The sequence below is a fragment of the Pseudomonas sp. BN415 genome, assembly GCF_029871195.1.
In the GTDB taxonomy this organism is placed as follows: domain Bacteria; phylum Pseudomonadota; class Gammaproteobacteria; order Pseudomonadales; family Pseudomonadaceae; genus Metapseudomonas; species Metapseudomonas resinovorans.
The window spans coordinates 66,537-91,251 of the sequence record NZ_SSOK01000031.1 but is presented as its reverse complement, the minus strand read 5'-3'; the positions used below and the strand labels follow the sequence as shown (position 1 = coordinate 91,251).

The 24,715-nt window shown below is 63.9% G+C and carries 27 protein-coding genes and 2 pseudogenes; 13 read left to right on the top strand and 16 right to left on the bottom strand.

Annotation, left to right across the window (positions count from 1 at the left end; translation table 11 throughout):
* Positions 1-45 precede the first annotated feature (45 nt).
* Positions 46-540 (top strand): PaaI family thioesterase, encoded by a 495-nt coding sequence (locus tag E8F20_RS09225; RefSeq protein WP_280283483.1) that lies wholly within the window; start codon positions 46-48, stop codon positions 538-540.
* Positions 541-577: 37 nt separating this feature from the next.
* Here the strand turns inward: E8F20_RS09225 and E8F20_RS09220 are convergent, their stop codons facing one another.
* Together E8F20_RS09220 and E8F20_RS09215 are read right to left on the bottom strand one after the other, a co-directional pair.
* Positions 578-1,603 (bottom strand): sterol desaturase family protein, encoded by a 1,026-nt coding sequence (locus E8F20_RS09220; RefSeq protein ID WP_280283482.1) that lies wholly within the window; start codon positions 1,601-1,603, stop codon positions 578-580.
* 330 nt (positions 1,604-1,933) lie between these two features.
* Positions 1,934-2,605, bottom strand: a complete 672-nt coding sequence (locus tag E8F20_RS09215; RefSeq protein WP_280283481.1) for a DUF3313 domain-containing protein — start codon at positions 2,603-2,605, stop codon at positions 1,934-1,936.
* 319 nt (positions 2,606-2,924) lie between these two features.
* Between E8F20_RS09215 and E8F20_RS09210 the strand changes: the two genes are divergently transcribed.
* Both E8F20_RS09210 and E8F20_RS09205 read left to right on the top strand, forming a co-directional pair.
* Positions 2,925-3,587 carry a hypothetical protein gene (locus tag E8F20_RS09210; protein WP_280283480.1) on the top strand — a complete coding sequence of 221 codons (663 nt, stop codon included), beginning with the start codon at positions 2,925-2,927 and terminating at the stop codon, positions 3,585-3,587.
* 141 nt (positions 3,588-3,728) lie between these two features.
* Positions 3,729-3,863: pseudogene (locus E8F20_RS09205) on the top strand (GrpB family protein); the annotation flags it as partial.
* A gap of 47 nt (positions 3,864-3,910) precedes the next feature.
* Here E8F20_RS09205 and E8F20_RS09200 read toward each other — a convergent pair.
* Positions 3,911-4,789 (bottom strand): LysR family transcriptional regulator, encoded by an 879-nt coding sequence (locus E8F20_RS09200; protein WP_280283479.1) that lies wholly within the window; start codon positions 4,787-4,789, stop codon positions 3,911-3,913.
* Between the two features lie 206 nt (positions 4,790-4,995).
* Here E8F20_RS09200 and E8F20_RS09195 point away from each other — a divergent pair, with 206 nt between their 5' ends.
* Positions 4,996-5,868 carry an alpha/beta hydrolase gene (locus E8F20_RS09195; RefSeq protein WP_280283478.1) on the top strand — a complete coding sequence of 291 codons (873 nt, stop codon included), beginning with the start codon at positions 4,996-4,998 and terminating at the stop codon, positions 5,866-5,868.
* 47 nt (positions 5,869-5,915) lie between these two features.
* On the top strand, positions 5,916-6,950 hold the full coding sequence (locus E8F20_RS09190; protein WP_280283477.1) for an aldo/keto reductase: 1,035 nt from the start codon (positions 5,916-5,918) through the stop codon (positions 6,948-6,950).
* A gap of 465 nt (positions 6,951-7,415) precedes the next feature.
* Here E8F20_RS09190 and E8F20_RS09185 read toward each other — a convergent pair whose 3' ends face one another.
* Positions 7,416-7,556 carry a hypothetical protein gene (locus tag E8F20_RS09185; RefSeq protein ID WP_280283476.1) on the bottom strand — a complete coding sequence of 47 codons (141 nt, stop codon included), beginning with the start codon at positions 7,554-7,556 and terminating at the stop codon, positions 7,416-7,418.
* Positions 7,557-7,618: 62 nt separating this feature from the next.
* On the opposite strand from E8F20_RS09185, the pseudogene E8F20_RS09180 reads away from it, so the two are divergent.
* Positions 7,619-7,780: pseudogene (locus E8F20_RS09180) on the top strand (PLP-dependent aminotransferase family protein); the annotation flags it as partial.
* Positions 7,781-7,882: 102 nt separating this feature from the next.
* Here E8F20_RS09180 and E8F20_RS09175 read toward each other — a convergent pair.
* From E8F20_RS09175 to E8F20_RS09160, 4 genes are all read right to left on the bottom strand, one after another.
* Entirely contained in the window at positions 7,883-8,191 is a 309-nt protein-coding gene (locus E8F20_RS09175) for an NIPSNAP family protein (RefSeq protein WP_280283475.1), read from the bottom strand.
* Between the two features lie 37 nt (positions 8,192-8,228).
* Positions 8,229-8,753, bottom strand: coding sequence for a DUF2937 family protein (locus E8F20_RS09170; RefSeq protein WP_280283474.1), 525 nt, complete (start codon positions 8,751-8,753; stop codon positions 8,229-8,231).
* Positions 8,754-8,771: 18 nt separating this feature from the next.
* Positions 8,772-9,545 (bottom strand): class II glutamine amidotransferase, encoded by a 774-nt coding sequence (locus E8F20_RS09165; protein ID WP_280283473.1) that lies wholly within the window; start codon positions 9,543-9,545, stop codon positions 8,772-8,774.
* Positions 9,546-9,673: 128 nt separating this feature from the next.
* The gene (locus E8F20_RS09160; protein WP_280283472.1) at positions 9,674-10,153 is read right to left on the bottom strand and encodes an MFS transporter; all 480 of its coding nucleotides are present in this window, start codon (positions 10,151-10,153) and stop codon (positions 9,674-9,676) included.
* Positions 10,154-10,248: 95 nt separating this feature from the next.
* Between E8F20_RS09160 and E8F20_RS09155 the strand changes: the two genes are divergently transcribed.
* Positions 10,249-12,288 carry a S9 family peptidase gene (locus E8F20_RS09155; protein ID WP_280283471.1) on the top strand — a complete coding sequence of 680 codons (2,040 nt, stop codon included), beginning with the start codon at positions 10,249-10,251 and terminating at the stop codon, positions 12,286-12,288.
* A 3-nt stretch (positions 12,289-12,291) separates the two neighbouring features.
* On the opposite strand, the gene E8F20_RS09150 is transcribed toward E8F20_RS09155, so the two are convergent.
* Entirely contained in the window at positions 12,292-12,618 is a 327-nt protein-coding gene (locus E8F20_RS09150; protein ID WP_280283470.1) for a hypothetical protein, read from the bottom strand.
* 133 nt (positions 12,619-12,751) lie between these two features.
* On the opposite strand from E8F20_RS09150, the gene E8F20_RS09145 reads away from it, so the two are divergent.
* Together E8F20_RS09145 and E8F20_RS09140 are read left to right on the top strand one after the other, a co-directional pair.
* Positions 12,752-13,126: a YajD family HNH nuclease gene (locus E8F20_RS09145; protein ID WP_280283469.1), complete on the top strand. Its 375-nt coding sequence runs from the start codon at positions 12,752-12,754 to the stop codon at positions 13,124-13,126.
* A gap of 41 nt (positions 13,127-13,167) precedes the next feature.
* Positions 13,168-13,863: a type 1 glutamine amidotransferase domain-containing protein gene (locus E8F20_RS09140; RefSeq protein ID WP_280283468.1), complete on the top strand. Its 696-nt coding sequence runs from the start codon at positions 13,168-13,170 to the stop codon at positions 13,861-13,863.
* 142 nt (positions 13,864-14,005) lie between these two features.
* Here the strand turns inward: E8F20_RS09140 and E8F20_RS09135 are convergent, their stop codons facing one another.
* The 6 genes from E8F20_RS09135 to dapA form a co-directional block, all read right to left on the bottom strand.
* A complete protein-coding gene (locus E8F20_RS09135) occupies positions 14,006-15,229 on the bottom strand; it encodes a hypothetical protein (RefSeq protein WP_280283467.1) in 1,224 nt (407 codons plus the stop codon).
* 76 nt (positions 15,230-15,305) lie between these two features.
* The gene (locus E8F20_RS09130) at positions 15,306-15,755 is read right to left on the bottom strand and encodes a YcgN family cysteine cluster protein (protein WP_280283466.1); all 450 of its coding nucleotides are present in this window, start codon (positions 15,753-15,755) and stop codon (positions 15,306-15,308) included.
* Between the two features lie 92 nt (positions 15,756-15,847).
* A complete protein-coding gene (locus E8F20_RS09125) occupies positions 15,848-16,777 on the bottom strand; it encodes a D-2-hydroxyacid dehydrogenase (protein WP_280283465.1) in 930 nt (309 codons plus the stop codon).
* Complete coding sequence (locus E8F20_RS09120; protein WP_137820839.1) at positions 16,777-17,070, bottom strand: YcgL domain-containing protein; 294 nt, start codon at positions 17,068-17,070, stop codon at positions 16,777-16,779. Before E8F20_RS09120 ends, E8F20_RS09125 begins: the two co-directional genes overlap by 1 nt.
* Before the next feature lie 47 nt (positions 17,071-17,117).
* Positions 17,118-18,245: a ribonuclease D gene (gene rnd, locus E8F20_RS09115; RefSeq protein ID WP_280283464.1), complete on the bottom strand. Its 1,128-nt coding sequence runs from the start codon at positions 18,243-18,245 to the stop codon at positions 17,118-17,120.
* A gap of 111 nt (positions 18,246-18,356) precedes the next feature.
* Entirely contained in the window at positions 18,357-19,211 is an 855-nt protein-coding gene (gene dapA, locus E8F20_RS09110; protein WP_280283463.1) for a 4-hydroxy-tetrahydrodipicolinate synthase, read from the bottom strand.
* A 415-nt stretch (positions 19,212-19,626) separates the two neighbouring features.
* Here dapA and E8F20_RS09105 point away from each other — a divergent pair, with 415 nt between their 5' ends.
* Positions 19,627-20,688: an SMP-30/gluconolactonase/LRE family protein gene (locus tag E8F20_RS09105; protein ID WP_280283462.1), complete on the top strand. Its 1,062-nt coding sequence runs from the start codon at positions 19,627-19,629 to the stop codon at positions 20,686-20,688.
* Positions 20,689-20,818: 130 nt separating this feature from the next.
* On the opposite strand, the gene E8F20_RS09100 is transcribed toward E8F20_RS09105, so the two are convergent.
* A complete protein-coding gene (locus E8F20_RS09100) occupies positions 20,819-21,628 on the bottom strand; it encodes a lysophospholipid acyltransferase family protein (protein ID WP_280283461.1) in 810 nt (269 codons plus the stop codon).
* A gap of 126 nt (positions 21,629-21,754) precedes the next feature.
* Here E8F20_RS09100 and E8F20_RS09095 point away from each other — a divergent pair, with 126 nt between their 5' ends.
* From E8F20_RS09095 to E8F20_RS09085, 3 genes are all read left to right on the top strand, one after another.
* A complete protein-coding gene (locus E8F20_RS09095; protein ID WP_028628994.1) occupies positions 21,755-22,231 on the top strand; it encodes an Lrp/AsnC family transcriptional regulator in 477 nt (158 codons plus the stop codon).
* A gap of 203 nt (positions 22,232-22,434) precedes the next feature.
* Positions 22,435-23,610: a cystathionine beta-lyase gene (gene metC / locus E8F20_RS09090; protein WP_280283460.1), complete on the top strand. Its 1,176-nt coding sequence runs from the start codon at positions 22,435-22,437 to the stop codon at positions 23,608-23,610.
* A 105-nt stretch (positions 23,611-23,715) separates the two neighbouring features.
* Positions 23,716-24,570 (top strand): sulfurtransferase, encoded by an 855-nt coding sequence (locus E8F20_RS09085; protein WP_280283459.1) that lies wholly within the window; start codon positions 23,716-23,718, stop codon positions 24,568-24,570.
* Positions 24,571-24,715 lie beyond the last annotated feature (145 nt).

Below are 24,715 nucleotides of genomic sequence, written 5' to 3'. Positions count from 1 at the left end.
CAAAGCCGCTAGGCTTGGCGCGTATTCCTTCGAAGCGAGTCGATCATGCACGACATCTCCCTGCAGGACGCCGCCGCGCCGGATGGCGTCTGCTATGGCTGCGGCGGTCGCAACCATCACGGCTTGCACATCAAGAGCCACTGGCACGAGGACGGCGTCCATGTCGTGGCCGAACACATGCCGGATGCCAAGTACTGCGGCTGGCCGGACCTGGTTTACGGTGGGCTGATCGCCATGCTGGTGGACTGCCACTCCAACTGGACCGCCATGGCCTACCACTACCTCGCCGAGGGCCGCGAGCCGGGTAGCCTGCCGCGCATCGAGTGCGTCACCGGCAACCTCGGCATCAAGTTCATCAAGCCGACGCCCATGGGCGTGCCGCTGCTGCTGCGCGCCCGGCTGGAGGGCGAACTGGGCCGCAAGACCCGGGTGATCTGTGAGGTTTATGCGGGAGAACTGCTGACCGCCGTCGGCGATTCCGTGTTCGTGCGGGTGGACACCGGGCAGTTGGCAGCGTCGGCCCACGGTCGCGAGTCTTGAGCAACGCGGGAGCCCAACCGACCATCAGCCAATCGGCTCAGCCATTGCGCAGCGGAAATCGCTGCGGGCGTTTCAGCCTGCCGAGTTTGCGCGCGGTATCCACGAATGGCGTGACGATCAGGCTGTAGATCGTGAGGTAGCGGTCGTGGTCCTTTTCCAGGGTGCCGAAGCGGATGTCCTCGGGCGTCGAGGTGGTCACGTACAGCGTGCCGAACATCCAGTCCCAGATCGACAGGTTGGTGCCGAAGTTCTTGTTGAAGTGCTTGGGCGCGTCACTGTGGTGAATCTGATGCTGGGCCGGACTGTTCAGCACATGCTCGACCACAGGCCCGAACGACAGCCACACATGGCTGTGCCGCAGGTTGGCCGCCAGGGCATTGCAGATAAACACCAGGTAGGTAACGCCGAACAACGTATAGCGGCTGATCTCTCCACCGCAGGCATACCAGAAGGTGCCGGCGTAAAGGCCCAGCAAGACGCCAGTGCTCAGTTTCTCGACGATCTTCTCCACGAAGTGCACCCGGCTCGCCGTCGCCGGCACCAGCACGGGCGCCGAATGATGGACCTTGTGAAACGCCCAGAGCCAGCGGGAATGAAAGGCCCGGTGCGCCCAGTAGTGCACAAAGTCCTTCACCAGGAACACGCCCAACCCGTAGAGCAGCGAGAGCGAGAGGTTCTCACCCAGTCGCGGGCGCTCGCCCCAGAGGTTGGTGAAAAAGGCGATGTAGTCCCCCGACTTCAGAATGTACGGGTCAACCAGGGCGACAATGGGCACCACCAGCGCCACCTTGAGCACCGCCCGCACGAAGTAGTAGCGGTAATCCAGCCACGCCGACCTGTGGAAATACACTCGGCTGCCACCGATGAACTGCCAAAACGAGCTCGCCCCGGTCAGCCCGCGGTGCTTCCTGAATCGGAACAGCGCGTAGGCGATGCAGTAGGAAATGCACAGGAACAAGGCGCCGAAGCGGCCATTCAGATCGAAAATGCCGGCGAACTGCGTGATTACGGGATCGATCGTCCACTTGGCCACGCGCTCATGGACGTACAAGAGAACATCCATGAATGGCTGGCCTCGACGGAAGGATGCGCATTCTAGATCAAAACGGGAATCATCCGCTGCTGCATCCCGCGATCAAATTGCATCCCAGCGGGCTGGAGGGAACGAGCGGAGCAAAAAGGGGCCCCCATTGACCGGTCCCCTTTTTCTCCGGATCAAGCAGATGCGAGCAAAAGACATCACCCTCGACGATGGTTTGCACGACGCCTGCTGAATTTTTGCTGGACGGCTTGTGGCCCGCCTTATGGCGGGCCTTATTTATGCGTGCGAGAAAGCGCTGCGCCCAGCTGACAGTGCTCCCTGGTCAGCTCACCTTGCGACAGCCGGCCTGAGTCAGGGACGTTTGTGTAACTGGAGATAGGCGAGTCTCATGTCGTTTGCCCAACCGTCGATTACGGGCTGGATGTTCTTCACCGAAAGCACCGCTTCCTTGTTCTCCAAACTTTCGCCGGTGCCTTGGCGCACCACCTCCGCCAGGAGTTTGGAATCGCCTCCATCGAGGAACATCGCTTCGGTGGCAATTTCCACTTGCTGGTCCCGGGCGCCAATCGCTGTGGATGTCGCGGCGACGACAAGCGCAATGGGAATCACCTCGTAAGGCTTGAGCCCCTCGGTGGACGTCGAAACAGCGGTAATGGCCGGGCGCACGATGACACTGTCGGCCGTGGGCGAGTCGCTGATCCTCACCACCGATCCGAGCTCTCGCCTGAGCGCCGCATCGTAGTACCGGGTGATGTCATCCAGCGTGGCCTGGGGTATCTGCGAGCTGGGCTGGGGGCGCGGGTAGAACTGGCTGGGCTCCAGATAAATGCTGCTATAGCGCGACAGGTCGATGTCGGGATCTATCCAGCGGGCTACCTTCACCCCACTGGCGGACTCCTGCTTTTCCAGGACCTGGTAGTTCGGAAGAAACCCCGAGTAATTGGCCGGCTCGACCATTGTGCTCGAGCATCCCCCCGTAGCCAGAAGTGCAGCGACCGTTACAGCAATCAAGTGAGAACGCATGGTGAACCCCCGATGGAAAAATCTGAATATCCGCCCTCCAGTTGCCTGGAAAGCAGAATGCAAAGTGCAAAAAAGAGAATCGGACTCCTCGCTTCTGCTCCCGCTTTCAGGTCGGGAGTCAGGGCGATCCCCACCGTGGGGACAGGCTCAAGCCTAGTTGGCGCCATGCCGAATTCCAGTGCGGATCACACGTTAATCAAGGGCGACCACGGGATCGCGAGTGCGGGCAGGAAGCCGGTCTGGGTCGCCCCTGAAACCCGCGCGGACCTGACGTCTTGCCTACACTTCTCTCGCGAAGCTGATAGAGCGAGGATCTGCGATGGAACACGAGGAAAGAGGTACCCGGCAGCGAATACTCGAACCCATCGACCGCATCACGGAAGTGATATTCGGCCTGCTGATGGCAATGACCTTCATTGGATCGCTGAGCGTTGCCACGGCAGGCCGTGAAGAGGCAAGAACCATGCTGATCGCGGCTTTCGGCTGCAACCTCGCATGGGGCCTGGCCGATGCCGTTATCTATCTGCTGCGTACCTGGACTGAACGCACTCGCAGCCGCACATTGCTCGTCCGCCTGCAAAGCGATGCAAGTCCGGCCAAAGGTCAGGAGCTGATTGCCGACGCCTTGCCACTGAGCATTTCCGAAGCGGCAGGCCCGGACGGACTGGAGTTGTTGCGTTTGCGCGTGCTGGCCAACGCGGACAAACCTCTTCGCGCGCGGTTGGGCCTGAGGGATTTCGCGGGTGCACTGGGCACCTTCCTGCTGGTCGTGCTGGCAACGTTCCCCCTGGTCATACCTTTTCTGTTGATAGACCAGACCGGACCGGCGATTCGAACGTCCAACCTGGTGTCGCTGGCAATGCTGTTTCTTTCAGGTTGGCTGCTGGCCCGCTATTCCGGCGGCAACCCTTGGGCGACAGGCGCGGTGTTGGCGCTCGTCGGCACGGCACTGATATTCGCGATCATTGCGCTGGGTGGGTGATGGCATTGTCTGAAACAAGCAGCGAAGTCCAACGGACGGACTACCCACAACACGCCGCGCCCGTCCCCCCGGTGCCAGCGCTTACAAAAAACGAAGAATTGAGGCCCCCGTACGCATCGTTAGTGGACCAACGAAAGCACCATGGCACTGACCAGCACCATCACCCGCTACAACGAAAATTGGCCTGCCCTCTTCCTCGCGGAGCAGGCACGCATCGCGGAAGGCTTCGAGGCCGAACGCCTCGCCATTCACCCTGTCGGCAGCACAGCCGTCCCGTGCGCTTTGTTACGGGCAACTACCGGCCACAAGCAGCGATTTCTAACCTATTGAACGTTCCCGGCTAGCAGCTCCGAATCCTGCTCCGCCTGCTCGATCAACCATTGAGATACTGCGCGAAACCGAGCTACCTGACCCGCATCCTTGTGGCTGAGCAACCACAGCTCCCTCTGTGACTCTGGCTCCTGTTGTAACCGGACAAGCCCCAAGCGATCGCCCACTATGCAGGGAAGCAGTGCGATCCCAATCCCTGCTTCGCAGGCGCTAGCAATCATTGAAATGCTGGTCAGCCGTATTTTCTGTAGCGGTCCGATCTTGGCCAACCATTGCATCTCCGCCAACCGGGCCATCTCATCTGGAAATGACAGCCAAGGCAGGGCTGGCCAGTCCTTGCGCGAGGCGCCGGAGAAGTTCTTGGCGCCGTAAACCGCGAAACCCAGCGTCCCGATCTTGCGCATTCGTAGGGCGGCGTCTGCAGTGGGTCTGTTGAGGCGAATGGCGAGATCGGCTTCGCGCCGGGTGAACGAAAGTTCACGAAAATCTCCCATGAGGTTCAACTCAAGGCGTGGATGCCTGGTCAACAGTCCCGGCACATGACGCACCAGCCAATAACTGAGCAGAACGTCGATCGCGGTGATATTGACCGCACCGGAGATGGCCTGTGCTTCCTCCTGGCTTTCCAGGAGCATCGTCTTGACACGGTCAACGATCGTGTCGGCATGGGACAAGAGAATTTTTCCGCCAGCGGTCGGCTGGTAACCGGTGTTGTCACGGATGAAGAGTCGGATGCCCAGCGCATGCTCGGCCGCCGCGACCCGTCGGCTCACGGTGGACGTAACCAAGCCAAGCTCGCGTGCTGTCTGGGCCATGTTGCCGGATTCGGCGAGCTTCAGCAGCAGTGGGATGTCATTCCAGTCGAAGTTCATGGGGCTATCACTCAGAGCAAGCGTTGCGCCAATCGTATTGCTTTTTTGCAACTTGCGATTGCACTCGTAGCTATTTAAGCAACGCCACGCGAGGCGTAAAAAGCCCCCATCGGATGACTACCGCGCCAGCATCAGCGGCAACAGAGTCCAGGCAGGACGGCCCGCCCCACTACTTCGACCTCTATCTCGCTACAGGAAAAATGATCATGAGCACCCTGCATGCCACGCCCTTCGAACAGACTGCCGCTACTGCTGAAAATCAGTACGTGGAGGTCAATGGCAACACTATCGCCTACCGCTCCATCGGCTCAGGCAGCCCCATCGTCCTGGCCAACCGCATGCGCGGGACGCTCGACACCTGGGATCCACTGTTCCTGGACAAGCTGGCCGAACGACACACCGTCATTACCTTCGACTATCCGGGCGTTGGATACTCGAGCGGCACGCTACCCGACGACCTGGGCCAGGTTGCCAGCTTCGTCAACGACTTCACCACGGCCATCAAGCTGGACAAGTTCGCCATGCTGGGCTGGTCGTGGGGCGGATTCACCACGCAGACCCTGCTGCTCGACCAACCGGAACGCGTGAGCCATGCGATCCTGGTGGGCACCAATCCGCCGGGGCCGGGCCAACTGCCGATCCAGCAGGTGTTCATCGAGCGCGCCATGAAGCCAGTGAACGACCTGGACGACGAAGAAGTGCTGTTCTTCGAACCACAATCCGAGTTCAGCCGCGCGGCGGCCAAGGCCTCTCATGAGCGCATCTACGCCCGCCCCGACGTGGTGTCGAAGATTCCTTCGCAGATGGAGCAGTTCCTGGTGTACCTGAAGGCCGCCGAAGCCTTCGGCGAAGACACGCTGGGACGCCGCGCTAGACTGACTCAGACGCGTACGCCGATGCTGGTCATCAGTGGCGATAACGACACCAGTACCGCCGGCCAGAACTGGTTCCCGCTCATCGGCCAACTGCGCAACGCGCAATTTGTCTTCTATCCCGAAGCGGGGCATGGCCCGCAGCACCAGTATCCGGAGCTGTCAGCGGAGTACATCGCCGATTTCATCGCGCGCACGTCCAAGTAACCACATCCTGTGCAGGCAACTGAGCACCCCCTTTGGAGAAACACGCCATGCGTTACCGCATTTTCGGCAATACCGGCCTTCGGGTATCGTCACTCGCCTTGGGCACTGGCAACTTCGGCAAGGGCTGGGGTTACGGTGCCGATCAGGAAGAGGCTCGCAAGATCTACACCCGCTACCGCGAGGCCGGTGGCAACTTCATCGATACGGCCGATCAGTACCAATTTGGCCAGTCGGAAGCGATGCTTGGCGACTTCATCGCCGCCGACCGCGACGACATCGTGCTGGCTACCAAATTCTCCCTAGGCGACTCACCTGATGCTGGCCTCCAGCGTTCCGGCAACAGCCGCAAGGCCATGTTTCGCTCGGTCGAAGCCAGTCTGAAGCGCTTGAAGACAGATCACATCGATCTGTTGTGGGTGCACATGCCCGATGGAGTAACGCCCATCGACGAAATCGCCCGTGGCCTCGACGACCTGATCCGTTCCGGCAAGGTTCTCTACGCCGGCCTATCGGATTTCCCGGCCTGGCGTGTGGCCACCGCTGCCACACTGGCCGAGTTGCGGGGATGGTCGCCCATCTCGGCCGTGCAGCTGGAGTACAGCCTGGTGGAAAGGTCGGCGGAGCGTGAGCTTCTACCGATGGCCGCCGGGTTCAATCTGGGAGCGGTCGGCTGGTCTCCGCTAGGAGGCGGTTTGCTCACCGGCAAATACCGCAATGGCGAAACGGGGCGAGCGCAGGGGTTGGGTGTTGTCATCCACGGCGAGAGCGACCAGCGCAAGACCTCGACCCTCGATGCCGTGCTGGCAATCGCCGAAGAGACGGGGCATTCACCGGGACAAGTCGCCATTGCCTGGGTACTCGCCAAGGGAACACTACCGATCATCGGCCCGCGCACCGCCGACCAGCTCGCCGACAACCTTGCGTCGCTAGAGGTTCGGCTGACGTCGGCACAGCTCGAACGACTGGACGCTGCCAGCGCCTTCACCCTCGGGTTCCCGCACGACGTGGTAGCCGCGACGGCGCCAGCGCTCGCTGGTGGGAAGCCAGAACTCATCGATGCGCCAACCCGCGCTATTCGTTGACTTAGAGTGGTAGAGGCCAAAGGCGTGATTGTCCGTCACGCCTTTGGCCCAAAAACGAATGCCTCCTTCTGTCCGATTTCTGCCTTTTGCCACCAGCTGCTTCCGGCCAACAGCGGACGCTGTTCTATCCACGTACGCCAATCCGTACCGGCTCGACATGGCGCTCACCAAGGTGGACAGCACCCACGTCCCTGCCGAATCGAGTCGTCCTCGCTGGGCATCCCGGCGCAGTGATGGCGTACACCAGTAACGGCCTGCCCCTTTGCGAACCGGTGCCGTCGACCCGGGAGTGGAAAGCAGCCCACCCCCCTTTTCTGGCCCAATCGGGGAGATCCAATCTGCACGGATAGCTAACGCGTCTAGCCGCCCGGTGGCCTTGTTCGTGGTGGCGATGTCGATCATTGCTTGGTCGTTGACGCCGCTGAGCACCTCCGACGACCTGTCTCAATCGTCGGCGCCCGCGTTTCAACCCTGCAAACCGGGCCGGCGGCGCACCAGCCTTTCCAGCGGCAGCTTGGTCACCGCAAAGCCCATCAGCAACGTGGTCGCGTACAGCGCGAAGTCGCTGGCAATCGGCTGGTTCTCGTACCAGGCACCGACCAGCACGGCGAACACCGGGAAGATGATGAGGCCCCCGAGTCATTACGCGCTTGGAAGCTGAAGCACTACTGATCTCGACAACCGAAACCTTTGCCGTGGGTCGGGCAGCGGTGCCGCAGTTCGTGCGGGCCAGCGTCAGCAATGCCTCCGGGGACGACGGGCGGCTGCTGGAGGCCTTCCAGGCATTGGCTGATGCATTGCGGCAGGAAGTGGAAACGGTGGATACGTGATCGGCTGGCAGCGGATCGAACTCAGCCGCAACATACGGATTCGAGAGGTACCACGCATAGGATGTGGCAGGTGGCGTTCCGCTGGAGCACTGCCGGCGCCCTCTACGCGCCAAACACGGGCCTGAAGAACGAGCGCTCGTAGCTGAGGATGCATTGGGTCTCTTCCGCGTACTTGAAGGCGGCGATGCATTCCGGGTCGTTCATGGATTGCTGCCGGTAACGCTCGTAGTCCGCCAGGCTGGGAAAGGTGAACATTGCCAGCGCTATGTTGTTTGCGCCTTCGGATGGCAGGAAGTAGCCGTGGTGCTGGCCGCCGAACTTCTCCACCAGCGGAATCCACAGTTTTCCGTAGTGCTCGAACTCACTGAGCTTGTACGGGTCCAGGACGTATCTCAGGTAACAGGTGACCATTTCTTCCCTCTCTGGCAATGGATGGGTGGCATGAGCGTCACCGCCAATGCCGCTGCTGCACCTTCTTGCTGCGGCCAACACCAGCGGCGGCGCCGATGAGCAGGAGGAGGCTTTCCACCAGCCACGCCAGCAGCAGGCCACAGGCCAGGCCCCAGGCGATGGCTTCGGGTTTGAGCAGCAGTTGGTAGCTGTAGGCGGTAAGGGTTTCCTGGCGCAACTCGGGGTTGGCCATTGCCAGTACATGCCAGGCACGCTGGTACCAGGGGCCTTGCAGGGCGCGCCATTCACGTTGCATCAGGTCGTTGCGGGTGACGAGGTGGGCCACGCTCTCGGCGTCGCTACGCATGACCGGGTCGGCACTTGCGCGGTAGTGGGCGACCAGGGCGTCGAGGTCGCCCTCGAAGAAGCGCTGGGCGGTTTCACGGAAGCCCTTGAGGCCCTGCTCCGCTTCCAGCCGGTGGGCGTCGACGCGCTGGGCGTAGTCTTCGATGAAGCCCGGCACCTGCACCCCGACCAGCAAGCCCAGGGTGAACAGGATCAAGCGCAGGTAGCTTCGCAACATTCCCTGTATCTCCAGTTGTCAGGCCCGGCCCTGGGTGACGATCTCGCCGCGGCGCCAGAGGATCCACTCGCCAGGCTGGAAGATGCTCCAGTTTTCGTTGTCGGTCAGCGGTTCGGTGGCAATCACCGTGACCACGTCGTTGGGGGTGGTTTCGGCCTGGAAGTCCACGGTCAGGTCGGCGTCCTTCAGCCTTGCTGGGCCGAAGGGCGCGCGGCGAGTGATGTGGGCCAGCTTGGTGGAGCAGAAGCTGAACAGCCAGTCGCCGTCGCTGAGCAGGCAGTTGAACACGCCCTTCTGGCGAAATTCGAAGCAGGCCTGGATCAGCACCGGCAGGAGGATTTCCGCCATCACCGGCTCGGGAAAGGCACCGCGCACGCGGTTGAGCAGGTTGCAGAAGGCCGCTTCGCTGTCGGTATCGCCCACCGGGCAATAGAAGCCTTTGGGCGGCTCGAAGTCGGTCAGTTGGCCGTTGTGCGCAAAGCACCAGTTACGGCCCCAGAGCTCGCGGACGAACGGATGGGTGTTGGACAGGCAGACCTTGCCGACGTTGGCCTGGCGAATATGGCCGATGACGGTTTCGCTCTTGATCGGGTAACGCTGGACCAGGCGCGCCACCTCGGACTCGATGCTCGCGGCAGGGTCTTGGAACAGGCGCAGGCCGCGCCCTTCATAGAAGCCGATGCCCCAGCCGTCGCGATGCGGACCGGTGCCGCCGCCGCGTTGCATCAGGCCGGTGAAGCTGAAAACGATATCGGTGGGGACGTTGGCGCTCATGCCGAGCAATTCGCACATGGTTCAGGACTCTGGCGTCAGGCGTTCTTGGAAGGAGTCGACTTCCCGCACCGGGAAGTGGAAGGGACGTTCCGGGCCGGGGTGGCCCATGCTGAACGTCCCGTGTCCGGGCCGCAAGGCCCGGTGCATCAGAGGCGGGGTTCGATGCGCAGGCGGCGGTCGCCGTTCTGGTCGTAGCGGGTGTCCGCTTCGGGTTTGCTGTCGCGCATGACTTCGCGCAGGGTCGGCTCTTCTTCAGCCTGTTGGGCCGCTTCGCGTTCGGCACGGCGGGCCTTGAGCTTGTTCTCGATGGGCCAGCGGATACCGGCGTATACCAGATAAATGGCCAGCGCGATGATGCTGTACATGGTCAGATCGAGGGTAGCTTTCCAGGCGTTGTTGCCGACCTTGAACAGCACATCCAGCGCGGTGATGGCCACGGCCGGGGCGAACATGTCCTTGGCCGGGTCGACGATGGTGGGGGTCAGCAACAGCACTGCCACCAGCAGTCGCAGCGGCTCACGCAGCCAGCGCCACATCCAGCCCGTGAGGCGGAACCAGACCAGCAGGCAGCCGAGCGCGGCCACTCCATAGGCAGCCCAGGCGAGCAGGTAGTCGTTTTCAGTCATTGGCGTCCGTGGCAAGGCTGGCAAAAGGGCGCTTATGATAAACGCTTTTCACGGTTCCGGCGCTCCTGCCGTCGCCGCCCCGCCTGCCTTCGAGAGTGCCCATGTCCCAAGCTCCCATCGCCCGCATCGAACCCGGTGACGACCCCTACCGCTGGCTGGAGGAGCGCGATGCGCCCGACGTGCTCGCCCACCTCGAGGCGGAGAACGCCTGGCTGGAAACCGTGCTGGCCGATCAGAAGGCGCTGCGCGAGACGCTGTTCCAGGAGATCAAGGGCCGCATCCGCGAAACCGACCTGTCCCTGCCAGTGCCCTGGGGCCCCTGGCTCTACTACCAGCGCACCACTGCCGGCGACGAGTATCCGCGCCACTACCGCTGCCCGCGCCCGGCCGACGGCTCCCTGACCCTGGACGACACCGGCGAAGAACTGCTGCTGGACCCGAACGAGCTGGCCGCTGGCGGCTTCCTGTCCATTGGCGCCTTCAGCATCAGCCCGGACCACGCACGCCTGGCCTACAGCCTGGATACCAGCGGCGACGAGATCTACCAGCTGTTCGTCAAGGAGCTGGCCACGGGAGAAATCACCGCCCTGCCCTTCGAGCACTGCGACGGCAGCATGACCTGGGCCAACGACAGCGCCACGCTGTTCTTTGGTGAACTGGACGACACCCATCGCCCGCACCGCCTGTACCGCACGCGCCTGGGCGAGCCCGGCGCCGCCCTGGTATTCGAGGAAGGCGACGGACGCTTTTTCCTGCATTGCTACCGCGCCAGCTCCGAACGCCAGCTGATCCTCCTGCTCAACAGCAAGACCACCAGCGAAGCCTGGGTGCTGGATGCCGACACCCCTGAAGGTGCCTGGGCCTGCGTGGCCGAGCGCGAAGAAGAGCACGAGTACTACATCGACCACGGCAAGCTGGAGGGCCAGTGGGCCTGGTTGATCCGCAGCAACCAGAGCGGCATCAACTTCGCGCTCTACCAGAGCACCGAAGCCGTACCCGCTCGCGCCCGCTGGCAGACGCTGATCGCCCATGACGAGGCGCGCATGCTGGAAGGCGTGAGCCTGAATGCCGGCGGCTTCGTCCTGAGCCTGCGCGAAGGGGGCCTGCCGATCATCCAGGTGCACCCGCAAGGCGCGACGCCCTACCCGCTCCAGCTGCCGGATGCAGCCTACAGCCTCTACGTGCAGGACAGCCTGGAGTTCGACAGCCCAGTGGTCCGCCTGCGCTACGAGGCTCTCAACCGCCCGGCACAGGTGCGCCAACTGGAGCTGGCCACAGGCGCGCAGCAGGTGCTCAAGGAAACGCCGGTGGAAGGCCCCTTCGATGCGGACGCCTTTGTCAGCCAGCGTCTCTGGGCGACGGCAGCGGACGGTACGCGCATCCCCATCAGCCTGGTGGCGCACCGCGACACGCTGGGCAAGCCCGCCCCGCTCTACCTTTACGGCTACGGCGCCTATGGCGAGAGCCTCGACCCCTGGTTCTCCCATGCGCGGCTAAGCCTGCTGGAGCGCGGGTTCGTCTTCGCCATCGCCCACGTGCGCGGCGGTGGCGAGCTGGGTGAGGCCTGGTACCGCGCCGGCAAGCTGGAGCACAAGACCAACAGCTTCGGTGACTTCATCGCCTGCGCCGAGCACCTGATCGCCGAGGGCTACACCACCTCCGCGCAACTGGCCATCAGCGGCGGCAGCGCCGGGGGACTGCTGATTGGGGCGGTGCTGAACCTGCGCCCGGAACTGTTCGCCGCCGCCATCGCCGAAGTGCCGTTCGTGGACGTGCTGAACACCATGCAGAACCCCGACCTGCCGCTGACCGTGACCGAGTACGACGAATGGGGCGACCCAAACGAGCCGGAGGTTTTCGCGCGGATCAAGGGCTACGCGCCCTACGAGAACGTAAGCGCCCAAGCCTACCCGGCGATGCTGGTGGTGGCCGGCTACAACGACAGCCGCGTGCAGTACTGGGAAGCCGCCAAGTGGGTGGCCCGCCTGCGCGCGACAAAGACCGACAGCAACCCGCTGCTGCTCAAGACCGACCTCGGCGCCGGTCATGGCGGCATGAGCGGCCGCTACCAGGCGCTACGCGACGTGGCGCTGGAGTACGCCTTCCTGCTCAAGGTGCTGGGGCTGCCTCAGTAACGATCAGGGATTGCCGGTGCCGGTCCCGAGTCCCTTGGTGTTACGCTCCAGTTGCTGCTCCAGCACCGGGATCGGCTGGTCGCGCTGCTCCAGGGATTCGCGCAGGCGCTGCTCCTGGTCTGGCCGCTTCATCATCTGCGGGCTGCCGCTCTGCGGCGCCGGACGGGTGATCGCACGCGGCGTCACTTGCGGGTAGGGCTGCGGGTTGACGGTGCCGGGCGATCCCGCCGGCGCCTGCAGGGGTGCACGCAGCAACGGTGGATTTTGCGCGGCCGCGCTGCCGGCGATCAGGGCCAGCGCCAGCAGCAATGACCTGTGCGAAAGCTTCATGGGCTGCCTCCGGTTCATACCTTGTCTGAGTCTAAACCCCGACGGCCGGCGTGGCGCCCCGTGCGACGGGATACCCGCGATCCGGCATGCCCGGACTAGACTTTTCACAGATCCAGACTCGGGAGCGCAACCAATGGGCACAGAGCGATCAGCACCGCCAGCGAGCAAGCTGGACAAACTGCTCGCCGACGAACGCAAGCGGCGCGAACACAGCTACCGGGAGCAGGCACTGAAGCTGTTTCCCTGGGTATGTGGCCGTTGTGGACGCGAGTTCAGCGGCAAGCGCCTGTCCGAACTTACGGTGCATCACCGCGATCACAATCATGACAACAACCCGCCGGACGGTTCGAACTGGGAGCTGCTCTGCCTCTACTGTCATGACAACGAGCACGCCCGCTACACCGACCAGCAGTGGCACAGCGAGGAAGAACCCGGCGCGCGGCAGAGTCCGCGTACCACCTACAAGGCGTTCGCCGACATCGGCAACCTGTTGAAGCGCGAGGAATAGCCCGCCGGGCCGTTCGTCACCGAGTCCGCAAGGAGATCACGATGAAGATCCTGATGGTACTGACCTCCCACGACCAGTTGGGCAACACCGGCAAGAAGACCGGTTTCTGGCTGGAGGAGTTCGCCGCGCCTTACTTCGCCTTCCGCGATGCCGGCGCCGAGGTGGTACTGGCCTCACCCAGGGGCGGCCAGCCGCCGTTGGACCCGAAGAGCGACGACCCGGACGCCCAGACCGAGGCAACCCACCGGTTCCGCGAGGATGACGAGGCGCGCCGTGCACTGGCCAACACCCATATGCTGGCCGGGCTGGTGCCGGGGGACTACGACGCCCTCTTTTACCCAGGTGGCCACGGCCCCATGTGGGACCTGGTGGACGACCTGCACTCCATCGTGCTGGTCGAGAGCTTCTACGCCGCCGGCAAGCCGGTGGGCGCCGTATGCCACGCCCCAGCCGTGCTGCTCAACGCCAGGGCGCCGGACGGCGCGCCGCTGGTGCAGGGTAATGCGGTGACCGGCTTTTCCAACTCCGAGGAAACCGCCGTGGGCCTGGCCGACGTGGTGCCCTTCCTGCTGGAAGATGCGCTCAAGGAAAACGGCGGCCATTACTCCAAAGTAGCGGACTGGCAGCCCCATGTGGTCACTGACGGCAACCTGATCACTGGGCAGAACCCGGCATCGTCCGAGCCGACGGCGGCAGCCATGCTGGAACTGTTGAGCGGGCGGCGGGGGGAAATGTAGGCCGACAGTGGGAAATTCGCCCCTACAGGCAAACGCGCCGGCCAGTTCGTAGGATGGGTAGAGCGCAGCGAAACCCATCGCCGGATTGAAGGGTTTCGCAGGCTCTACTCATCCTACGCGGTGTTCGCGGTGGACGAGGCAATCAACGCAACAGCTTGGTATCCAGCACGTCCGACGCGCCGCCCATGATGTTCTCGGTGATTTCGATGAAGTCCTTGGTGCTGGCCTTGTCCAGGCGCATTAGGCCGCGGGCGACGTCGTCCATGGAGCGCTGGCCGTCAGTGCGCAGGCGGATTTCCTTGTCCAGATCCTGCAGCAGCAGCACGGCGCGGGCGGTGACGGCGCCGCTGGCCTGTTCGCCGCGCAGGCTGTCGACCTTCTTGCTCCACTGGCGCAGCTGCTTGCGAATGGCCTCGTAACGATCATCGCTCAGGCCACCAGCACGGCGCAGCAGCTCGATGGCGTAGTATTCGGCTACCCCTTCGCTGATCCAGTCGCTCTTGTCGGTATCGCTGATCCGGCTGAGCACATGTACCAGCTCATGCACCAGGGAACTGGTGCCGTTTTCGCTCACCAGCGGTCGCGCCGAGTGCATGAAGTAGGAGTTGGGGGCCGACAGGCCGCCTCGCCACATGGGGTCGTTGGCCCCTACGATCAGCAGCTTGCCCGGCTCGCGGGGGAAGACTTCCTGGGCATGGGGCCAGACGAAGGTCAGCAAGGTGAGGATGTCCATGCGCCGCATGCCCTCGCCCACCGGCGCACTGACGGTGACGTCGGTAGCCCCCAGGGTGGCACGGCGGCTACCCAGCTTGCCGGCCAGGATCCAGCCGGTGGGACGGTCGAACATGCGCTCGGGGTTGTCGATGCGGAAGCGGTTCTTGCCGACACGTGGCCAGCCGGTTTCCACCGACTTCCACCCCTTGGGCATGTCGAACTGCAGGCGCGCCACCAGCTCGATGCCATCCACCATGTCCAGGCGCGCTGCCGGCACCAGGTCATCGCCCCGCAGCAATGCCCAATCGGGCGTCATGCGGGCATCGAAACGACCATCGCCACGCGGGTGACTGACACGCACCTTGTAGCTCAGGCTGGCCTTGCCGTTGCCAGGCACCCAGGTGCCGTGTTGCGGGTCATCCTGGGTCCAACTGCCACTGGCCTTGAAGTCGCTGTAGTAACCCTTGTCGCCCAGATCGAAACGCAGGCTGCGCACGCCGTCGCCTTTCTCCAGTACCAGGCTGACTTCGGCCTGGTCGCTCTCGGGCAGAAAGCGCACCTGATAGTCGAGATCGACCTTCTTCGCTGCCCACAGCGGGGCGCTCAGGGTCAGCAGGACGGTGGACAGCAGGAGCTGGGAACGGGCGGACATCGAGGATGGTTTCCTTAGTGGGTGTGACAGTCAGTCCCTGAGACTCGAACGGCAGTGGTTTGATCCGTGACCAGCTTCAACCTGCACGAAAAATCAGATGCTCCTCCCAATCATCCTCGGCCACGCTGCTTTCACTGAGCATGCGTCCGGATTGGGAGATGCCGGCCTTGTGCACCGCCTCGGGGTCATTGCAGACCAGGTGGTGCCAGGGCGGCAGGTCCTTGCCCTCGGCCACCAGGCGGTAGCCGCAGGTGGGCGGCAACCAGCGGAACTCGTCGGCCTGGGCCGGGGTGAGCTGGATGCAGTCGGCAACGAACTGGCGGCGATTGGCGTAGTCGGTGCAGCGGCAGGTTTTCAGATCCAGCAACTTGCAAGCGATGCGTGTGTAATAGACGCTGCCGTCGTCCTCGTCTTCCAGCTTCTGCAGGCAGCAAAGTCCGCAGCCATCACAGAGGGATTCCCATTCCTCCTGATCGAGCTGATCGAGGGTCTTGCGCTTCCAGAAGGGTTCGACTTTGGCGGCCATGGCGTACGGGGGGTTATTTCGGGGGCGCGTAGTCTAGTCGGGTCCAGGGTGTCGGCCAAGCATAGCTGACCATTGGTTACAGCGCGGCGAACTCAGTAGCCGCGCTCGAAGCTGACTTGCCCCCTGAGCGGTTCCCCGGCGCGGTAGCGCCCCAGGTTGTCGACGAACAGCCGCGCCATGGCGCTGGGCAGCGTTGGCGCCGAGCTGTGGCCCGTGACCAGCAGGTTGGGAGCGGTCCAGAACGGGTGCCAGGCGGGCAGCGGCTCTTCACGGCAGACATCGATCACGGCACCGGCCAGTTGCCCGGCCTGCAGCGCCGCCACCAGGTCATGGTCCACCACTGCCACGCCGCGGCCGGCGTTGATGAACAGCGCAGTCGGGCGCATGCGCTCAAAAATCGCGGCATCGTAGATATCGCGGGTGGCCGGCGTGTCGGGCAGCAGATTCACCACGCAGTCGGCCCACCCCACCTGCTCCGCCAGCGACTCCATGCCGAAGACCCGCTCGAAGGGCTCCAGTTGACGGGGCTCGCGGGCAATGCCGTGAAGTTCGACGCCGAAGGGTTCGAGGAAGCCCGCCACGCTCTGACCGATATCACCACTGCCGACGATCAGCACCCGCTTCCCCACCAGGCTGCTCGGCAGGCGGTTATCCCAGCGCTTCTCGGCCTGGGCAGCGACTCGCGAAAGGGTTTGCCGCTGGTGTGCCAGCAGGTAGGTGAGTACGTACTCGGCCATGACCTGGCCGAAGATGCCGACCGCACGGGTCAGTTGGTAGTCGTTGGGCAGGTCGGCCGCCAGCAGCGGCGTGATGCCGGCCCAGGTGGACTGCATCCACTCCGGCTTGCAGCCCTGGCGCAACAGTTGCGCCAGCAGGTCGGGCTGGCCCAACCAGACCGGGCATTCCCGCGCGGCCTCCAGCAGGCGCTCCGCCTCGCTGCCGCCATGCAGCTGCAGGCCAGCCTCGGTGCGCAGCAGATCGGCGTAAAGCGCGAACTCTTCTTCGGCGATGAGGATTTTCATCAAAGGGGATCGTTCATCCGCAACAGCTCTTCCGGCAGGTGCTCGATGTACTCATCCTGGGCCGGCGGCATCTGCAGGTGATAGCCCTGCTTCTCGATGTTCTCCAGCACCTTGCCGATGTCTTCGCGGGCCAGTTGGCGCTCGGGGCTGAGCACCAGATCGAAGGTGTGCTGAGGGGCGCCAAAGGCGCTGAGCAGGCCTTCGGGCACGCGGCTCAGGGCCTCGCGCTTGTCGACATAGAGGTACATCTCGTTCTTGCGCGGGCTTTTGTAGATGGAGCAGATACGTTTCATGGTCAGGCTCGTGGGGCGAGCCGTGCCAAGCGGCACGGCGGAAGGGTTCATTGGCCGGCCGTGGCCAGGGTGTCCAGCAGGGCCTGGCCCATCAGCTCGCGGCGCCAACCACGCAGGCCCTCGGGCAGGCTGTAGGGGCCGTCGGGGAAACCGGTCTTGAGCAGGGCCTCCAGGTGCTTCTTGCGCAGCATCAGTTCCGGGGCCATGCCCAGGCGCTCGGCTTCGGCCTGGCCAACGGCGCGCAGCTGTTTCAGCAGCGGCGAGGCTTCGGGTGGCAGCGGCTCGGGCAGCTTTTCGGGCCACTGCTCAGGCGGCGTTTCGGCGGCTTCGCGAATCAATTTAAGCAAGGTATTGCCGTCTTGGCGCACGGTCCGCGGGTGCATGTCGTCGATTCGCGCCAGGGCCACGAGGTTGTCCGGCTGGAAGCGCGCCAGGGGCCAGAGGCTGTGCTCACGCAGGATGCGGTTGCGCGGCTGGTCACGCTGGCGCGCTTCGATCTCGCGCCAGGCGCAGAGTTCGCGCAGCACGGCGAGCTGGGCGCGAGAGAGTTTCCAGCCCAGCTTGGCCTCGCGGTAGAGTTCTTCGGGAAGGACTTCACGGCGCAGGTTGGCCACCAGCTCCGCGCCATCTTCCAGCACCCAGGCACGTTTCGGGTCGGTCAGGCGCGGCTCCAGTGCGGCGTAGAGTTCGGCCAGGTGCTGCACGTCTTCGGCGGCGTAGCGCACCTGCATCTCGGTGAGCGGGCGCTGCAGCCAGTCGGAGCGGGTTTCGTCCTTGGGCAGCTCGATGCCGAGCACCGCCTGCACCAGTCGCGAATAGCCCATGGAATAGCCGATGCCGAGATAACCGGCGGCCAGTTGGGTATCCAGCAGCGGCTGTGGCAAGGCGCCGGTCAAGCGCATGAAGACTTCCAGGTCCTCGCTGCAGGCATGCAGGACCTTGAGCACGGCGTGGTCTTCCAGCAGTTCGGCGAAGGACGACCAATCGCCGATCAGCAGCGGGTCGATGAGGTACGCCCGCTCACTGTCGCCGACCTGCACCAGGCCGGCCTTGGGGTAGAAGGTGTCGACCCGCATGAACTCGGTGTCCAGGGCCACGAAGGGCAGACGCCGCCACTCGGCGCAGTGTTTGGCCAGCGAAGCGTCGTCGCGAATCCAGATAATGTCGATGGCCACAGGGCTCTCCTAGAATCAGTGGCGCGCAGTATATATCGCACCGGGTCCTCGCTTCGCGCCTTGCATCGCTCCCGCCCCGTCGCGACTTATTGGCGCAGGGCGGGCCGGCGCCTAGGCCAGCTCGGTACGCAGGCGCTGCAGCAGCGTTGCGGAACTGCGCTGCATGGGCAGGCGCAGCTCATCCACGATCAGCCCCTGCATGGCCAGCAGGCTTTTCACCGGGGCTGGATTGGGCTCGGCGAAGGCCAGGCGAATCAGCGGCTGCAGTTTCTGGAAGATCACTCTGGCGGCGTCAAGTTCACCGTTGGCGATGCAATCGGCCATGCGCACGAACGCTTGCGGGTGGATATGAGCCGAAGCGGCAATCGCTCCACGACCGCCCATGCACAGGGTGTTGAAGATCTGCCCGTCCTCCCCCGTCAGCACGTCCAGCTCGCCGTCAGCGATCAATGCCAGGGTGGTTTCCGGGTTGCCGCCGCAGTCCTTGATGGCCGCCACTTTCGGGTGTCGGGCCAATTGGCGAAGGGTGTCCAGCTCCAGGCGCACGCCCGTGCGATAGGGAATGTCATAGAGGATCACCGGTACCGTCGAGGCATCGGCAATGGCACCGAACCAGGCCAGCAGGCCGTCCTGGGACGGACGGATGTAGTAAGGCGCAGGCACCAGCACGCCAGCGATGGGGCGGCGCTGCACCTCGCGCTGGAAGGCCAGCACGTTCGTCAGGTTGTTGCCTGCCACGCCCATCACCAGTTGGTCACCGGGCACCTCGTCGAGCAGCGCGTCCAGCACCGCCAGTTGCTCATCCTTGGACAGGGCCGCCGCCTCCCCCGTGGTGCCGCAGGCCACCAGGCCGGAAACGCCGGCATCCAGCAGGTGCCGGGCCAGACGGCGCAGGGCGGGAAAATCGATGGAGCCTTCATTGAAGGGGGTTACCAGGGCAACCCAGATTCCAGAAAACACAGGCATTGCAGATCTCCTTTGGCTGACCGTCAGAGTCACCGTCGGAGGGATGCAGGGAGGGAGATTCGAGGAAGGATCGACCTACTTCGCGCCTACTGTCCTGTCAGCCCATCTGACGGGACAGCGCGCCCCGGCCAAATGAGCGACTGTTTCTTCGATTTGTCCGCGGCAACGCCAATGGCCGACACCTGGGCCGGGAGGTCCAGGGCAAGAACGGCGTTGGAGGCGATGGCGGGCATTGAAAGCTCGGTTGAATGCAGCGAAGGCACCGATACTGCGAAAGCCACCCGGCGCCTGTCAACTGCGGCCTGTCTAATGCCACAACATTCAACCCTGGCGCCGGGGGCGGACGACTGCTAAAAAGCCCGCGCGAAGAAGAACAAGGCTCCGGCCACCCCCTCACCTGAATGGATACAAGAAGATGAAGAAGTTGCTGGGCGTATTCGCCCTGCTGATCGTCGCGCTGACGGTCTATCTCGCCATCACGCCGTCTCCCATCGACCCGCTGGCCTGGGATGCACCGAAGGCGCCGGAGATGACCGATGTGTTGGAGCCCAACGACACCCTGATGAAGGCCGAACTGGTCGCCCAGGGCCAGGTGCATGGCCCGGAAGACACTGCCGTCGACGGCCAGGGCCGCCTCTATGCCGGCCTGCATGACGGGCGCATCGTGCGCATCGCCGAGAACGGCCAGGTCGAGACTTTCGCCGAAACCGGCGGACGGCCGCTGGGCATGGATTTCGACGCCGCCGGCAACCTGATCGTCGGCGATGCCTACAAGGGCCTGCTGCGCATCGACCCGCAAGGAAAGATCACGGTGCTCGCCAGCGAGGCCGAGGACGTGCCCTTCCGCTTCACCGATGATCTGGACATCGCCCAGGACGGCCGCATCTATTTCACCGACGCCTCGAGCAAATTCCAGCAGCCGGACTACCTGCTGGACCTGCTGGAAGCCCGCCCCCATGGCCGCCTGATGCGCTTCGACCCGGCCACCGGCAAGACCGAGGTGCTGCTCAAGGATCTCTACTTCGCCAACGGCGTGGCGCTGTCGGCCAACGAGGATTTCGTACTGGTCAACGAGACCTACCGCTACCGCATCACCCGCTACTGGCTGAGCGGCGAGAAGGCCGGGACCCACGACCTGTTCATCGACAACCTGCCGGGCCTGCCGGATAACCTGCAGGGTGACCACCAGGGCACCTTCTGGGTCGCACTGCCCTCCCCGCGCAAGGCCGATGCCGACTTCCTGCACACCCAACCCTGGCTGAAGGCGCAGATCGCCAAACTGCCGCGCATGTTCTGGCCCAAGCCGGTGCCCTACGGCCTGGTGCTGCAACTGAACGAGAAAGGCGAGATCGTCCACAGCCTGCACGACACCAGCGGCACTCACCTGCGCATGGTGACCTCGGTCAAGCCGGTGGGGGACTACCTCTACCTGGGCAGCCTGGACAATGACCGGATCGGGAAATTGAAGATTCGTTGAACACCGAGGCGAGCCTTGCACTGCTTGGCGAATGAAATGGCTTTGCCTGCATTAGATGTTGCAAGCAGCTGCATTGTCCGTAGGAACTGGCTTGCCAGCGAATGGCCCCGTTTCGCTGGCAAGCCAGCTCCTACAAGGTTCGCGCCGGAGGTGAGTAAGAAGTCACGCCGACAGGATTCGTGGCGTCACCGAGCTGCTGCCCCAGCAACCCCTCCATCCGCTCGCGAGTCTCGGCCATCAGCTCACCGAGCCGCTCCGGGCCGTACTGGCTGGCATCGATGGGCGCGCCCACATGCACTTCCACCTTCTGCCCCAGGTTCAGGCGGAAGGTACGTGCCGGCAGCACGCGGTGGATGCCGCGGATGGACACGGGAATGATCACCGCGTCGGTGTCCAGTGCCAGGTGGAAGCAGCCCTTCTTGAATTTCAACAGGTGGCCATCAGCGGAGCGCGTGCCCTCGGGCGCGGCCCAGAGGACGATTCCGCTCTCCATCATGCGCCGGGCGGTGTCGAGGTCAGCCAGGGCCTGGCGGCGATTGTGCCGGTCGATGGAGGGAAACTCCGCTGCGCGCATGGCCGGGCCGAGGAAGGGGATGCGGAACAGCTCTTTCTTCGCCAGCATGCGGATCGAGCCCGGCAGGGCGACGAAGCTGGCCGGAATGTCGTAGTGGCTGGAATGGCTGCAGAGAATCAGGTAACGGCGACCATCGTTGAAGTCGGGAATCGCCCCGTGCACCGACAGGTCCATGCGTACCAGACGCAGTAGCAGGCGTGACATGGCGCGGGTATAGCGGTCCACGCAGGCGCGGTCGAGACGCCCCAGCGGCGCGCGCACCAGCACCAGGCAGCAGTAGTAGAGAACCACCGACAATGTCCCCAGGATCACGCCAAGACGGCGGATCGGCGAGGCACGTTCACTCAGTATTTGCAGGCTTGGCATCGAGCGCTCCCATCTTCTGCCCGCGCGACTTCATGCACGGGCGACCTTATGATGCCGATTGTCATCGTTTCGACACACTTGGCCCGCCAGCCTCCCGACCAAACGCATCCGCCACGGACCCAGCCCATGGACAAGAAAGACCTGCAGATCATTGCCCTCCTGCAGCAGGACGCCTCCATCTCCCTCGCGGAACTGGCCGAGGCGGTGAACCTCTCTCCCACGCCCTGCTGGCGGCGCTTGCAGAAGCTGCGCGAGGACGGTGTGATCCAGAAGCAGGTGGCGCTTTGCGATGCCGAACGGCTCAAGCTCGGGGTCACCGTATTCGTCACCATCCGCACCAGCCGCCATAGCGACGACTGGACCCGCCAGTTCATCGAAGGCACCCGCGACATCCCCGAGATCGTCGAGATCTACCGCATGACCGGCGACGTCGACTACCTGCTGAAGATCGTGGTGCCCGACATCAAGGGCTATGACGCGGTGTACAAGCGCCTGATCCGCGTGGCCGACCTGTCCGACGTCAGCTCCGGCTTTGCGATGGAAGTGATCAAGCACACCACGGCCCTGCCACTCGGTCACCTGGAGCAAGCCGGCGACCCATGATTTCCGCGCAACGACATCGAATCGCAAACTTTTTCTACATAACCATCGCCCAGTAGATTTTATTTCTACACAGCTACCCTTCCCAGCAAATCAAAGCAAAGAATTTCCCCACGTCCATCGGTAATCTTTCCCCCACGCCAGTTGCCTCTCCTAACGGAAGGCACCGCCCCATCTCGTTATTCGGATTCAGAGGAAACACCCAGGTGGACGACCGCAAGCTGCATGTTGAAACGCTGCTGGCCCATGAAGGCCGCGAACGGGGCCGCGTCGGTGGCACCGTGAATACCCCGGTCTACCGCGCCTCCACGCTGCTCTTCCCCACCGTGGAAGCCCTGCACGCGCAAAATGGCACCCTCAATACCTATGGCCGCCACGGCAACCCCACAACCCGCTCCCTGGAGAGCGCCCTGGCTGAGCTGGAAGGTGCCTACGGCGCCATGCTCACCCCCAGCGGCCTGAGCGCCCTGACCACGGCCCTGCTGGCCACGCTCAAGCCTGGCGATCATCTGCTGATGACCGACTCGGTCTACGACCCGACCCGCGCCTTCTGCGACGAAACCCTGAAGCGTTTCGGCATCGAGACCACCTACTACGACCCGTTGATCGGCGGCGGCATCGTCGAACTGATGCGCCCCAACACCCGCGTGGTGTTCCTCGAATCCCCCGGTTCGCTCACCTTCGAAGTGCAGGATGTGCCCAGCATCGCCGAAATCGCCCATGCCCACGGCGCCCTGGTGATGCTCGACAACACCTGGGGCACACCGGTGCATTTCGCCTCCTTCAAGCACGGAGTGGACATCTCCATACACGCCGCGACCAAGTACATCGTCGGCCACTCCGATGTGCTGATGGGCGTGATCATGACCACCGAAGCACTGTTCCCGCAGGTGCGTGGTTTCTACAAGCAGCTCGGCCTGTCGGTCAGTGCCGACGATGCCTACCTGGCCCTGCGCGGCCTGCGCACACTTTCGACCCGTCTGGAGCGGCACCAGCGCAACGCGGAGAAGGTCGCCCAGTGGCTGGCCGAGCAACCAGAAGTGGAACAAATCCTCTACCCCGCACGGCCCGGCGCCCCTGGTCATGAATTGTGGAAGCGCGACTTCAGCGGCGCGTGCGGCCTGTTCAGCGTGGTCCTCAAGGCGATGCCCGAGCAGGCTATCCACGCCATGCTCGACAACATGCAACTGTTTGGCATGGGTTTCAGCTGGGGCGGGTTCGAAAGCCTGATCCTGCTGACCAACCCCAGCGCCCACCGCAGCGCCACCACCTGGAAGGCGAATGGCCCGCTGGTGCGCCTGCACATCGGCCTGGAGCATCCGGACGACCTGATCGCCGATCTCGACGCCGGCTTCCAGCGCCTGCGCAGCGCCTGCCGCTGACGCACGGGCGGCGCGGGCTCCGCGCCGCCGCCAATAGCGCGCGACAGGCCATGCGGGTGTCCTTATGATGCTCGCCACAACAATGGTCACGACAAGGACCCCGCCATGTCGCTCGCGCAACTCATCAGCCCTGCCCAACTCAGTGCCCGCCAGGATGAACCGGGCCTGGTCATCCTTGACTGCCGTTTCTCCCTCGACGACCCGGCCTACGGCCAGCGCAGCTACACCGAAAGCCACATTCCCAAGGCCCGCTTCGCCGACCTGGAGCGTGACCTCTCGGGCCCGGTGAGCAAGGGCGTGACCGGCCGCCATCCGCTGCCAGACGCTGCGGTACTCGCCGCGAGGCTGCGCGACTGGGGCGTCAATGCCGACAGCACCATCGTGCTCTACGACGACGCCCCCGGCGCCTTTGCCGCCCGCGCCTGGTGGCTGCTGGCCTGGCTGGGCAAGCGCGATGGCGTATTCCTGCTGGACGGCGGCCTGAAGGCCTGGCGCGATGCCGGTCTGTCGCTGACTGCCGTGGAGCCGTCCGTGCAGCCGGGCAACTTTGCAGGCCAGCCCGACGACAGCCTGCTGATCGACGCCGACAGCCTCCAGCAACGCCTGAGCAGTGCCAGCCTCACCCTGTTGGACGCCCGCGCCCTCCCGCGCTTCAAGGGCGAGGTGGAACCCATCGACCCGGTGGCCGGCCATATCCCCGGCGCCCAATGCGCAGCCTTCACCGACAACCTCGGCAGCGACGGCCGCTTCCTTCCGGCCGAGGCGCTGAAGCAACGTTTCGCCGCGATGATCGGCGACCGCCCGTTGGACGAACTGGTGGCCTACTGCGGTTCGGGCGTCACCGCCTGCCACAACCTGTTCGCCCTGAATCTCGCCGGGTACCCGCTCGCGCGGCTCTACGCCGGATCCTGGAGCGAGTGGATCACCAACCCCGCCCGCCCTCTGGCCACAGGCGAATAAGACCGAGAAGCCAGCGGGCGATGGGCTAGGCGGCCTCGCCCTGCTGGCTGCTTTTTAATCACAGGCAGCTATATAGACAATAACCAGAAGCCTGAAACAGTTTAAAAACAGACCTTTACAGCACAAATATCCCACTAGACTTCAA

What these genes read in the sequence shown, in the direction of transcription:
- E8F20_RS09210 (WP_280283480.1), top strand. Translation starts at nt 2,925, where the DNA reads ATGGAACACGAGGAAAGAGGTACCCGGCAGCGAATACTCGAACCCATC.
- E8F20_RS09125 (WP_280283465.1), bottom strand. Translation starts at nt 16,777, where the DNA reads ATGAAAATCCTCATCGCCGAAGAAGAGTTCGCGCTTTACGCCGATCTG.
- E8F20_RS09165 (WP_280283473.1), bottom strand. Translation starts at nt 9,545, where the DNA reads ATGTGCGAATTGCTCGGCATGAGCGCCAACGTCCCCACCGATATCGTT.
- E8F20_RS09190 (WP_280283477.1), top strand. Translation starts at nt 5,916, where the DNA reads ATGCGTTACCGCATTTTCGGCAATACCGGCCTTCGGGTATCGTCACTC.
- E8F20_RS09150 (WP_280283470.1), bottom strand. Translation starts at nt 12,618, where the DNA reads ATGAAGCTTTCGCACAGGTCATTGCTGCTGGCGCTGGCCCTGATCGCC.
- E8F20_RS09145 (WP_280283469.1), top strand. Translation starts at nt 12,752, where the DNA reads ATGGGCACAGAGCGATCAGCACCGCCAGCGAGCAAGCTGGACAAACTG.
- E8F20_RS09130 (WP_280283466.1), bottom strand. Translation starts at nt 15,755, where the DNA reads ATGGCCGCCAAAGTCGAACCCTTCTGGAAGCGCAAGACCCTCGATCAG.
- E8F20_RS09100 (WP_280283461.1), bottom strand. Translation starts at nt 21,628, where the DNA reads ATGCCAAGCCTGCAAATACTGAGTGAACGTGCCTCGCCGATCCGCCGT.
- E8F20_RS09085 (WP_280283459.1), top strand. Translation starts at nt 23,716, where the DNA reads ATGTCGCTCGCGCAACTCATCAGCCCTGCCCAACTCAGTGCCCGCCAG.
- E8F20_RS09160 (WP_280283472.1), bottom strand. Translation starts at nt 10,153, where the DNA reads ATGACTGAAAACGACTACCTGCTCGCCTGGGCTGCCTATGGAGTGGCC.
- E8F20_RS09105 (WP_280283462.1), top strand. Translation starts at nt 19,627, where the DNA reads ATGAAGAAGTTGCTGGGCGTATTCGCCCTGCTGATCGTCGCGCTGACG.
- E8F20_RS09175 (WP_280283475.1), bottom strand. Translation starts at nt 8,191, where the DNA reads ATGGTCACCTGTTACCTGAGATACGTCCTGGACCCGTACAAGCTCAGT.
- E8F20_RS09220 (WP_280283482.1), bottom strand. Translation starts at nt 1,603, where the DNA reads ATGGATGTTCTCTTGTACGTCCATGAGCGCGTGGCCAAGTGGACGATC.
- E8F20_RS09170 (WP_280283474.1), bottom strand. Translation starts at nt 8,753, where the DNA reads ATGTTGCGAAGCTACCTGCGCTTGATCCTGTTCACCCTGGGCTTGCTG.
- E8F20_RS09225 (WP_280283483.1), top strand. Translation starts at nt 46, where the DNA reads ATGCACGACATCTCCCTGCAGGACGCCGCCGCGCCGGATGGCGTCTGC.
- dapA (WP_280283463.1), bottom strand. Translation starts at nt 19,211, where the DNA reads ATGCCTGTGTTTTCTGGAATCTGGGTTGCCCTGGTAACCCCCTTCAAT.
- E8F20_RS09195 (WP_280283478.1), top strand. Translation starts at nt 4,996, where the DNA reads ATGAGCACCCTGCATGCCACGCCCTTCGAACAGACTGCCGCTACTGCT.
- E8F20_RS09215 (WP_280283481.1), bottom strand. Translation starts at nt 2,605, where the DNA reads ATGCGTTCTCACTTGATTGCTGTAACGGTCGCTGCACTTCTGGCTACG.
- E8F20_RS09200 (WP_280283479.1), bottom strand. Translation starts at nt 4,789, where the DNA reads ATGAACTTCGACTGGAATGACATCCCACTGCTGCTGAAGCTCGCCGAA.
- E8F20_RS09095 (WP_028628994.1), top strand. Translation starts at nt 21,755, where the DNA reads ATGGACAAGAAAGACCTGCAGATCATTGCCCTCCTGCAGCAGGACGCC.
- E8F20_RS09140 (WP_280283468.1), top strand. Translation starts at nt 13,168, where the DNA reads ATGAAGATCCTGATGGTACTGACCTCCCACGACCAGTTGGGCAACACC.
- E8F20_RS09120 (WP_137820839.1), bottom strand. Translation starts at nt 17,070, where the DNA reads ATGAAACGTATCTGCTCCATCTACAAAAGCCCGCGCAAGAACGAGATG.
- E8F20_RS09135 (WP_280283467.1), bottom strand. Translation starts at nt 15,229, where the DNA reads ATGTCCGCCCGTTCCCAGCTCCTGCTGTCCACCGTCCTGCTGACCCTG.